This is a genomic window from Candidatus Glassbacteria bacterium (assembly GCA_019456185.1).
GTDB lineage: Bacteria > Gemmatimonadota > Glassbacteria > GWA2-58-10 > GWA2-58-10 > JAJRTS01.
In genome coordinates, this window is sequence record VRUH01000043.1 from 21,534 (window position 1) to 30,746 (window position 9,213).

Here is a 9,213-nt window from a genome sequence, read left to right on the forward strand (position 1 = left end):
ATCGTTCGTGTAATATTTCAGGGGCCAGCGGAGCGGAACTTTTGTGACTTAATCATGTAACATACAAATAGAGCGGTTTGCGAAAATCGATGCAAACAAGTATGATTGATCAGATACTTTCCCGACCCCTGACTGTTGATCGCGCCATTTTCCGGTAGCGGGGTGCCCTCATGCGGATCGATGCGACAGGATTGCTCAGAATATTTCTGCCGCTGCTTTTCCTGCTTGCGCCGGTTATCTCCAGCGCGGCTGAATCCCCTTCCGGCATGCCGGCAGACAGCCTGTTTAAACTTTCCAAAGCTATACTCCAGCACGGCGACACCACCGGAGCCATAACCACCCTGGACAAAGTGCTCGATGCCGATTCTGACCACTGGGAGGCCCGGCTGGCCCGGGGCAGGCTGTATCTGGCGGCGGGTGAAAAAAACCGGGCGAGGGCTGAGTTCAGGCACGTACTCGGCTCAAAAATTGACCGGTTGCGCTCCAAGGCGTGGATCGGCCTGGGCGATATCGTGGCCAGCGTTCCTTTCAAAAAATGGGACGCCATTATTAAGGAGTATCTGTTTGCGATAAAAGCTGACCCCACTAATTTAGAGGCCTATCACCGCAGGGCCGAAGTAGCATTCGAACTAGGTGATCTCAAAGGGGATGGAGATCCCAAGGGATTTCGCATCGCCAGCGAAATGCTGCTGCACCTGATCTGCATCGAGCCGACCTACAAGGAATCCTATCCAACCTGGCGGGACAGGATACTGGACAAATATAACAAGGAAAAACTCAGTGCGGCAGAATGCCTTGAGTCCTATGTCGAAAGTCATCCGGACTACGCTCATTGGCTGCTGGATGCGGCCGGTTACCGCTACGAGACGGACCAGATTGACGCCGCCCTCGCCGCGCTCGACAGGCTGGAAACTGCCGAGCCGGGATTCAAGCCTGCGGATAGGCACCTGTTGCGCGCCCGCTGTCTGGTGGAACTGGATGACACCTCCGGGTTCGAGGACGCTTACCGGCGCTCACTGGAAGCCGCCGAACTGGAAGGAGATTTCGAGAGGCTGGCGGTGGATGCCCAGGCGATTTTCCGTCCCGAGGAACAGCTTAAAGCCGACAGCCTGAAAAGCGCGAGGCAATGGGCGCGGTTTTTCCGCACCTTCTGGGGTAGGCGCGACCCGGACCCGCTCACCAGACGTAATGAGAGGCTTTTCGATCATTACAAACGGCTGCGCGAGGCGCAGAAAAAATATTCGCTGAACGACCCCTACTCCAAGGCGCTCCGGTCCCGGGATTTTTACCGCCGGGATGCTTTATTTTCGGGTGCAGCCGGCATGAGCTACGACTACGATCCCGACCTGTTTTTCAACCGCTATCCCGAACTGGCCCTTCAGCAGCGGGGACTGCTCTATGTGCGCCACGGCCCGCCGGATCTAATCAGCAGACCGATCACGGGAGACTTGAGCAGCGGTATCCTCCACGAAGAAGTCTGGTATTACGGAGGTACGTTTTTCCCGTTCAGGGAAAGTAAATGGGGCAGCTCGATCGGAGACTATGCTTTTATCCCTTTGTCTGTCAACGGGGCGGGGAACATGACCAGGGCGATGGAGACCGAATCGTTCGCCGAGCCCTTGCCCACCCTGGAGCAAAATTGCTACGCGGTGGATTTCATGGCCCCGGACGGCTGGACCGAATTCGAAACCTACCAGTCTCTGGCGGTGGATGAAGTCGAGCTCGCCAGCCCTCCGGGTGTGAGCCTGGCCGTGTTCGATAACGGCTGGCGGGAGCTTGTCCGCGACAGCCGTGCGGCGGTCCGGGTGGAGGACGGCGAACGGGAGTTGTGGATGGGAGTCAACAGCGTGAAGGTAAAACCGGGTCCGCGAATATTCGCCGCGCGGATGGAAGTACCCGGAAGGCGGGTGCTGAAGCGCCGGGATATTGCGCTGAAGTCTTACCGGCGGGGCAGGATTGACCTCAGCGGGATAGTACTGGGAATCCCCCTGCCTCCTTCGGGAGGGGCGCATTCCAGGCTGGGAGTCGAGCTGCTTCCCCGTCCCTCACTGGAGTACGCGGTGGGCGAGATCATGACCGTCTATCTCGAAATCTACGGCCTGCGAAGGGGAGATAGCGGGCAGAGAAAGTACACCGAGAGCGTTACGGTTACCAGAGTTGGTGGGGATGAAGGTGTGTTAAGCGCGATATGGAAATTATTTTCCGGGGGTGAAAAACGCGCCAGCAGCCTGACCCTGACTTTTAAGCGGGAGCCGGTGATATCCGGTGAGACAATACCGGAGACGTTCATTGTGGACACATCGCTGCTGCTGCCCGGAGACTACCGGATGAAAATAGAAATTATCGACCAGGCCAGCCAGCAAAACCGTCAGATCGGCTGCTTCTTCCGTCTGGATTGAGCGCATAGATAAGGACCGAAGAAATCGTCTGTCCAAACGAAAGAGGGCCACGGCATACCGCCGTTGCCCTCTTTTGCATAGCACTATTCTGTTGTTCCGGCCGCTCTTTACATGTGGATCGCCTTGAACAGCGGAGCCAGCACCAGCGAGATCACGCTCATCAGCTTAATCAGGATATTGAGCGAGGGGCCGGCGGTGTCCTTGAACGGATCGCCCACCGTGTCGCCGACCACCGCGGCCTTGTGGGCGTCGCTGCCCTTGCCGCCCAGCGCGCCGGCCTCGATAAACTTCTTGGCGTTGTCCCAGGCGCCGCCGGCGTTGGACATGAAAATCGCCATCAGCACGCCGGTCACTGTCACTCCGGCCAGGACCCCGCCCAGCATCTCGACACTGTAAAGTCCGAAGGCGACAGGCACCAGCACGGCCAGCAGGCCCGGCGCGATCATCCGCTTGATCGCCGCGGCGGTGGAGATATCCACGCAGCGGGCGAAATCGGCCTTGGCCTTACCCTCCATCAGCCCCGGGATATCCCTGAACTGGCGGCGGACCTCCTCGATCATCTCGAAAGCGGCCTCACCAACAGCGGCCATCGCGAACGAACTGAACAGGAAGGGCATAAGGCCGCCGATGAACAGACCGGCCATCACCTTGGGATCGGTAATATCCAGCACGGTGATCCCGGTGGTGGCGCGGAAAGCCGCAAACAGGGCCAGGGCGGTCAGCGCCGCCGAGCCGATAGCGAATCCTTTGCCGATTGCCGCAGTGGTGTTGCCCACTGCATCGAGCTTGTCGGTGCGGGCGCGGACCTCGCTGCCCAGGCCGGCCATCTCGGTGATTCCGCCGGCGTTATCGGCGATCGGCCCGTAGGCGTCGACCGCGAGCTGGATACCCGTTGTGGCCAGCATGCCGAACGCGGCGATAGCGATCCCGTAGAGCCCGGCGCAGGCGTAGCTGATCATCACCGCCAGCGCCAGCACCACGACCGGCAGTGCGGTGGAACGCATGCCCGTGCCCAGGCCGGCGATAATGTTGGTGGCCGCGCCGGTTTCGCTCTGCTTGGCGATATTCTGCGCAGGCTTGCGGGCGTCGGAGGTATAGTACTCGGTTATCAGGCCGATCGCCGTACCGGCTATCAGCCCGGTGACCATCGCCCAGAAGATATTGATCGTGGCGTAGCTGCCCGCGTCGCCGAAAATCTCGAACCGCCCCTGGGGCATCGAGCGGACCACGAAATAGCTGATCGCGGCCATCCCGACCGCCGCGCCGAACGTGCCGAAATTGAGCGCTTTCTGCGGGTTGCCGCCCTCGGAGGTGCGCACGAAGAGCGTGCCGATAATGGAAACGATAATCCCGATCCCGGCCAGCATCAGCGGCAGCAGGACGAAGTCGATACTGAACGAGCCGCCGATAGTGATCGTCGCGCCCAGCACCATCGAGCCGATAATCGCGCCCACATAGCTCTCGAACAGGTCGGCTCCCATCCCGGCCACGTCACCCACGTTATCGCCCACGAGGTCGGCGATCACGGCCGGGTTACGCGGATCGTCCTCGGGGATACCGGCCTCGATCTTGCCCACCATGTCCGCGCCGATATCGGCGGCCTTGGTGTAGATCCCGCCGCCCACGCGGGCGAACAGCGCGATCGAGCTGGCGCCGAGGCTGAAGCCGCTCAGCACGGGCACGACCACATCGCGCAACTGGCTCTGGACTTCCAGGCCCACGCCGAGGACGTTACGGTAGATAATGAACAGCACGCTGAGGCCCAGCAGGGCCAGTCCGACCACGCTCAGGCCCATCACCGCTCCGCCGTTGAACGCCACGCCCAGGGCGCCGGCCAGGCTATCGCGGGCCTTGTTGGCTGTCCGCACGTTGGCGCTGGTGGCCACTCGCATGCCGAAAAAGCCGGCGAGGCCGCTGCACAGAGCACCGATTATGAAACTGACCGCCACCAGGGCCTGGACCTCAGCCTTGTAGCCGACTACCAGCAGGACCGCGACAGCCAGTACGAAGATGCTCAGCACCTTGTATTCACGGCTCAGGAACGCCATCGCCCCCTCGCGGATATGGCCGGCGATGGTGACCATCTCCTCGTTGCCCGGATCGACGCGGTTGACGCTGGAGGCTTTGATGAACGCGTAAAGCAGGGCCAGCGCACCGGAGGCCGGGATAAAATAAATGAAATTTTCCATCGCTCCTCTCCTGGTAACTCTAAATGAATGCTGCTGTTGGATAAAAAATCAGCATGAATTGAAACGGCTCATTGCGGCTTCGATACCATCCCTGAACGCGACAAACACGGCCTCGGCGGCATCCTCGAACCTGTCCAGCACGGCGTCTTCTTCTTCCGGCTCGAACGGGTCGAGCACGTAATCGGCCAGATCGCCTGAAACGCGCTCACCGGCAACTCCGAAACGGAGGCGGGTGCATTCATCCGTACCCAGGGCTTCGATTATGGACTTGAGGCCTTTATGGCCTCCGGCCGAGCCCCGCGGTCTGATCCGGATCGTACCGGCCGGCAGGTCGGCCTCATCGTAACAGACGATCAGGTTTTCCAGCTTGAAGGGTCTGCGGCGCCACAATGCGCTAAGCGCAACACCGCTGCGATTCATGAACAGGATGGGTTTGACAAACAGGATTTCCAGTCCCTCGGCGGCGCCTTCGGTGACAAGACAGTTCGCACTCCTGGAGAAATCATCGAGCCCGAGCTTGTGGGCCAGGTAGTCCACGAACCAGAAGCCGACATTGTGTCTGGTGTTTTCATAGTCCGGTCCGGGATTTCCCAGACCCACCACCACTCTAAGGTCGGATTCAAGCTGAGGCTCTATTATTTCCCGCTCTCCTTATCTTCCTCGCCGGCATCATCCGCAGCAGGCGCCTCGCCGTCCTCGGCCTCCTCGCCCTCAGGCAGCTCGCCCTCGAGCAGTTCCTCTTCCTCGGGTTCAGGCTCGATTATCACGACCGGCGGGAGAACTGTTACGACCGTGCGTTTGGGGTCGGTGATTAATTCAAATTCACCGGTTTCGATATCCGAGACGTGGATGCTGTCGTGCATGTGCATCTCGCCGATCTCCACATCGATCTGCTCGGGAATAGTTGTCGGCAGAACCATGATTTCCAGCTCGCGCAGGACATGCTGGACCAGGCCGCCCTCCTGGGCAACGCCGATCGGATTGCCGTGCAGGACAATCGGCACGTTAACCGGAATCTTACGGTCCTTGGGCACGGAGTAGAAATCCACGTGGTGCAGGATTGGTTTGAACGGGTGGCGCTGGACCTCGCGAATCAGCGTCTGGTATTTCTTAGTTACGCCGCCACTGAGTTCGAGATCGATAATCGTGTTCTCGATCGAGATGTGGTTCAGCAGATGAGAAAGCTCCCGCTCATCGATCATCAGCGAGACCGTTTCCTCATCGTGGCCGTAAACAACGCCCGGCACCAATCCCTCGCTGCGCATCCGGTGCATCTCGCCCTTGCCGAAACGGTCGCGGGTCCGGGCTTTCATTACAGGGTTCTTGCTTGTCATCATACAGCTCCTGAAGTTTATGTCTGCAGTTTAATTTGTCAGTCCACGAACAGCGTGCTAACTGACTGGCCCATATGGATATAGCTTATCGCCTTGCCCAGCAGTTCAGCCACCGACAGGACTTTCAGTTTCGGGAATAGTTTTTCCTCGGGAATCTGGATCGTATCGGTCAGGGCCACGCCGGTAAGCGGGACGTCCTGAAGCACCTCGACCGCGGCGCCGGAGAGGACCGCGTGCGTGCAGCAGACCCAGATTCTGTTTGCGCCCTGGTCGCCGAGCACTTTGCAGGCTCCGACCAGTGTTCCGCCGGTGTCGATCATGTCATCGACAATCACCACGTCCTTGCCGCTGACATCACCGATTATATTCATGCTCTCGGCCACATTGGGCCGGGGCCGTCTTTTCTCGATAAAAGCCAGCGGACAGTCGAGCCGGCCGGCGTAACCGCGGGCCATCTTGGCTCCGCCGATATCCGGCGAAACCACCACCAGGTTTTTCAATTCCAGCGACCGGATAAATTCCAGGAAGATCGGCAGGGTGTAGAGGTGGTCGCTGGGGATATCGAAGAAGCCCTGGATCTGGTGTGAATGCAGATCCAGCATCATCACCCTGTCCGCCCCGCTCATCGTTATCAGGTTCGCAACCAGCTTGGCGCCGATACCGACCCGCGGCTGGTCCTTGCGGTCCTGCCGTCCATAGCCGTAATAGGGGACAACCGCCGTGATCCGTCCCGCCGAGGAGCGCCGCAGCGCATCGATAATCAGCAGCAGCTCCATGAAATTGTCCGCGGGCGGGTTGGTCGGCTGGACCACGAAACAGTCCGTACCGCGAATATTCTCCAGAATTTTGACGAAAATCTCACCGTCGGAAAACCGCCTGACCTCAACCTTGCACAACTCCATGTTGAGGCTGGCGGCGATCTTCTCCGCAAGCGGACGGTTGCTGTTGCCGCTGATAATTTTAAGGTCGATTCCGGAGAACATGGCTTTACCGTAACTCGTCAAACAAACCGGGCCGCATCGCTACGGCCCGGCGATGAACTGGCTGGGGCGGCAGGATTCGAACCTGCGAATGCGGGAACCAAAATCCCGTGACTTACCACTTGTCTACGCCCCAACGCATGAAAAAGAAGAAATTCACGCGTATTAACTCAGTTTTTCCAGAAAAAAAGTGAACCTAAAGATAAAATTGCCAACAATATCTGTCAACTTTTTTAGCTAATTATCAATGGATGCGTCATTTCAATACGGGCAAGGATGGACACGGCCTCGGCGGCGGTGTTATTTTGTGTGTGCCGTGAAGAGCGGTTAAGTAAAATAATATTATTTATTGCGGACATATCAGACTGGAGGTCCGGTTTCAAATGAAAATCAGTTGGGAACCAATTTCGCTGACGACCAAGCACACGTTCAAGATTGCCCGGGAAGAGTTGACCGGCGACAGGTTCGATAACGTGATTGTCCGCCTGGAGCACGAGGGAATCGTGGGCTGGGGCGAGGCCGCGCCGTTTTTCATCTACGGCGACAACCAGCGCACCGTTATCGCCGCGCTCGAAACCTGGCAACCGTTTATCGAGCGCTGGGAAGACCCCTGGCAGTCGGAGAAAATGATGGCCGAGCTGGACGGCGTGCTGGAGGGTAACTTCGCGGCCAAGAGCGCTGTCGACTGCGCCCTCTACGACCTGCAGGGCAAGCTCGCCGAATTGCCGGTTTACCGCATGCTGGGCCTGTCGCCCGATGCCGTGCCGGTGTCCAGTTTCACGATCGGGATCGACACTCCCGAGGTCGTGCGGGAAAAAGTGCGCGAGGCAAAGAACTGCCCGGTGCTGAAAGTCAAAGTGGGCGGCCCGCAGGATATGGACGTGCTGGAAGTGGTGCGCCGGGAAGCTCCGGAGGCCGTGATCCGGGTGGACGCCAACTGCGGCTGGGAACCGCATCACGCGCTGAGGATGATCCACCAGTTGGCCGAGGAGGGAGTGGAGTTTGTCGAGCAGCCCCTGCCGGCAGCGGATATCGAGAGCCAGCGCTGGCTGTACGAAAAAAGCCCGCTGCCGCTGATGGCCGACGAGAGCTGCGAGCGCCTGGAGGATATCCAAAACTGCGTGGGCCGCTTCGACATGATCAATATCAAGCTCTCCAAGTGCGGAGGCCTCCGTCACGCGCTGAAAATGATCGGCGCCGCACGGGCCCACGGCATGGAGATCATGCTGGGCTGCATGCTGGAATCGAGCATCCAGATCACCGCCGCGGCCCAGATCAGTCCGCTGGTGGATTACGCCGACCTCGACGGCGCGGAGCTGCTGGCCAACGATCCGTTCACGGGCGTGGAATTCAACAACGGGAAGCTGGTGCTGCCGCACGGGCCGGGGCTGGGAGTGGAGCGGAAGTAAGGGCGGTTGGCAACAATCATTTGCACCAGGGTGCGAAAAATGTAGGGGCGACGCACGCGTCGCCCCTATGTGCAGCAGGAGATTTTTATCCCCTCTTTCTGTTGAACGTGCATTATTACAGCGATTCCAGGTTTCCAATTCACTCGAGCATGAGCGGAACCAGTTCCTCCAGCGGTATCGTGAACAATGATTTGTCCACGCTGAAAATCAGCGGGCTCTCGTCCGCTGCCGGCTCCGGGGCCGGGAACATGAACGGCGGCACCCGGTTGGCCAGCAGGGTGTTGAGATACAGGTCATAGACCCCGATTTCCCTGTCCCTGATCGAGACCAGATAGCGGCAGCCCGGGTAGGCCTGCTCCGGAAACAGTTCCTGGAAGCGGCTGCTGCGGTAACCGTCCGGAGGGTCTGCTTCCGAAAAAGTGAGGTCGCCGTCCAGGCGGAAGCAGTACTTTTCTCCGCGGTCCCACACGGTGGCTCCCTCAAGCTCCAGAATTACCCCGCCATCCTCCGGCGGCGTGTCCGCAGGCCGTAGGACAGCAAACTGCCGCCAGCGGTCCAGCCAGTCCCGCCAGGATTTGTTAGCGGGCAAGTCCGCGGGATCGATCACCCAATCAGCGGTGTCCCGGTCCGGGCGGCTGTAGCGGCGGTAGAGCGCGAGGACAGAATCCAGCCCGAGTGTCTCCAGCAGGAAGCGGACATAAATTCCCGAGGCCGGATAGCTGAAACTGACCGCTTCCTCGAGGTAAGCCCGCTCGCTGCACAGCGAGTCGAGTTCCACCAGCGATGAGCGGAGCAGGAAACAGCCGACATCGAGTATAACCGGGGCATCCCGGCCGCCGCGGCCGCCCAGGGCCACAGCCAGGCCCTCGCGCAGCAGGGGATGGGTCACCGGCCGGACAGAG

General features: G+C 59.5%; 7 protein-coding genes, 1 tRNA gene and 1 pseudogene (1 of these 9 cut by a window edge). 2 read left to right on the forward strand and 7 right to left on the reverse strand.

Annotation, left to right across the window (positions count from 1 at the left end; genetic code table 11):
• The first annotated feature begins 170 nt into the window (after nucleotides 1-170).
• Nucleotides 171-2,399 carry a tetratricopeptide repeat protein gene (locus FVQ81_13700; GenBank protein ID MBW7997604.1) on the forward strand — a complete coding sequence of 743 codons (2,229 nt, stop codon included), beginning with the start codon at nucleotides 171-173 and terminating at the stop codon, nucleotides 2,397-2,399.
• Between the two features lie 107 nt (nucleotides 2,400-2,506).
• On the opposite strand, the gene FVQ81_13705 is transcribed toward FVQ81_13700, so the two are convergent.
• The 5 genes from FVQ81_13705 to FVQ81_13725 all read right to left on the reverse strand — a co-directional run bounded on the left by FVQ81_13705 (nucleotide 2,507) and on the right by FVQ81_13725 (nucleotide 7,038).
• Nucleotides 2,507-4,588: a sodium-translocating pyrophosphatase gene (locus FVQ81_13705; protein MBW7997605.1), complete on the reverse strand. Its 2,082-nt coding sequence runs from the start codon at nucleotides 4,586-4,588 to the stop codon at nucleotides 2,507-2,509.
• A 48-nt stretch (nucleotides 4,589-4,636) separates the two neighbouring features.
• Nucleotides 4,637-5,227 (reverse strand): aminoacyl-tRNA hydrolase, encoded by a 591-nt coding sequence (locus FVQ81_13710; protein ID MBW7997606.1) that lies wholly within the window; start codon nucleotides 5,225-5,227, stop codon nucleotides 4,637-4,639.
• Entirely contained in the window at nucleotides 5,224-5,925 is a 702-nt protein-coding gene (locus FVQ81_13715) for a 50S ribosomal protein L25 (GenBank protein ID MBW7997607.1), read from the reverse strand. The genes FVQ81_13710 and FVQ81_13715 overlap by 4 nt, the downstream gene beginning before the upstream one ends.
• A gap of 35 nt (nucleotides 5,926-5,960) precedes the next feature.
• On the reverse strand, nucleotides 5,961-6,905 hold the full coding sequence (locus FVQ81_13720; GenBank protein ID MBW7997608.1) for a ribose-phosphate pyrophosphokinase: 945 nt from the start codon (nucleotides 6,903-6,905) through the stop codon (nucleotides 5,961-5,963).
• A 58-nt stretch (nucleotides 6,906-6,963) separates the two neighbouring features.
• Nucleotides 6,964-7,038: transfer RNA gene (locus tag FVQ81_13725), tRNA-Gln, on the reverse strand.
• A gap of 247 nt (nucleotides 7,039-7,285) precedes the next feature.
• Here FVQ81_13725 and FVQ81_13730 point away from each other — a divergent pair.
• The gene (locus FVQ81_13730; protein MBW7997609.1) at nucleotides 7,286-8,311 is read left to right on the forward strand and encodes a dipeptide epimerase; all 1,026 of its coding nucleotides are present in this window, start codon (nucleotides 7,286-7,288) and stop codon (nucleotides 8,309-8,311) included.
• Between the two features lie 139 nt (nucleotides 8,312-8,450).
• Here FVQ81_13730 and FVQ81_13735 read toward each other — a convergent pair whose 3' ends face one another.
• Complete coding sequence (locus tag FVQ81_13735; GenBank protein MBW7997610.1) at nucleotides 8,451-9,200, reverse strand: hypothetical protein; 750 nt, start codon at nucleotides 9,198-9,200, stop codon at nucleotides 8,451-8,453.
• Nucleotides 9,197-9,213, reverse strand: a pseudogene (locus FVQ81_13740) (hypothetical protein); it runs 712 nt beyond the window's last position. Before FVQ81_13740 ends, FVQ81_13735 begins: the two are co-directional and overlap by 4 nt.

Bases quoted from the DNA above. Each gene is read 5' to 3' on its own strand.
- FVQ81_13720 (MBW7997608.1), bottom strand. From the start codon at position 6,905: ATGTTCTCCGGAATCGACCTTAAAATTATCAGCGGCAACAGCAACCGT.
- FVQ81_13730 (MBW7997609.1), top strand. From the start codon at position 7,286: ATGAAAATCAGTTGGGAACCAATTTCGCTGACGACCAAGCACACGTTC.
- FVQ81_13705 (MBW7997605.1), bottom strand. From the start codon at position 4,588: ATGGAAAATTTCATTTATTTTATCCCGGCCTCCGGTGCGCTGGCCCTG.
- FVQ81_13715 (MBW7997607.1), bottom strand. From the start codon at position 5,925: ATGATGACAAGCAAGAACCCTGTAATGAAAGCCCGGACCCGCGACCGT.
- FVQ81_13700 (MBW7997604.1), top strand. From the start codon at position 171: ATGCGGATCGATGCGACAGGATTGCTCAGAATATTTCTGCCGCTGCTT.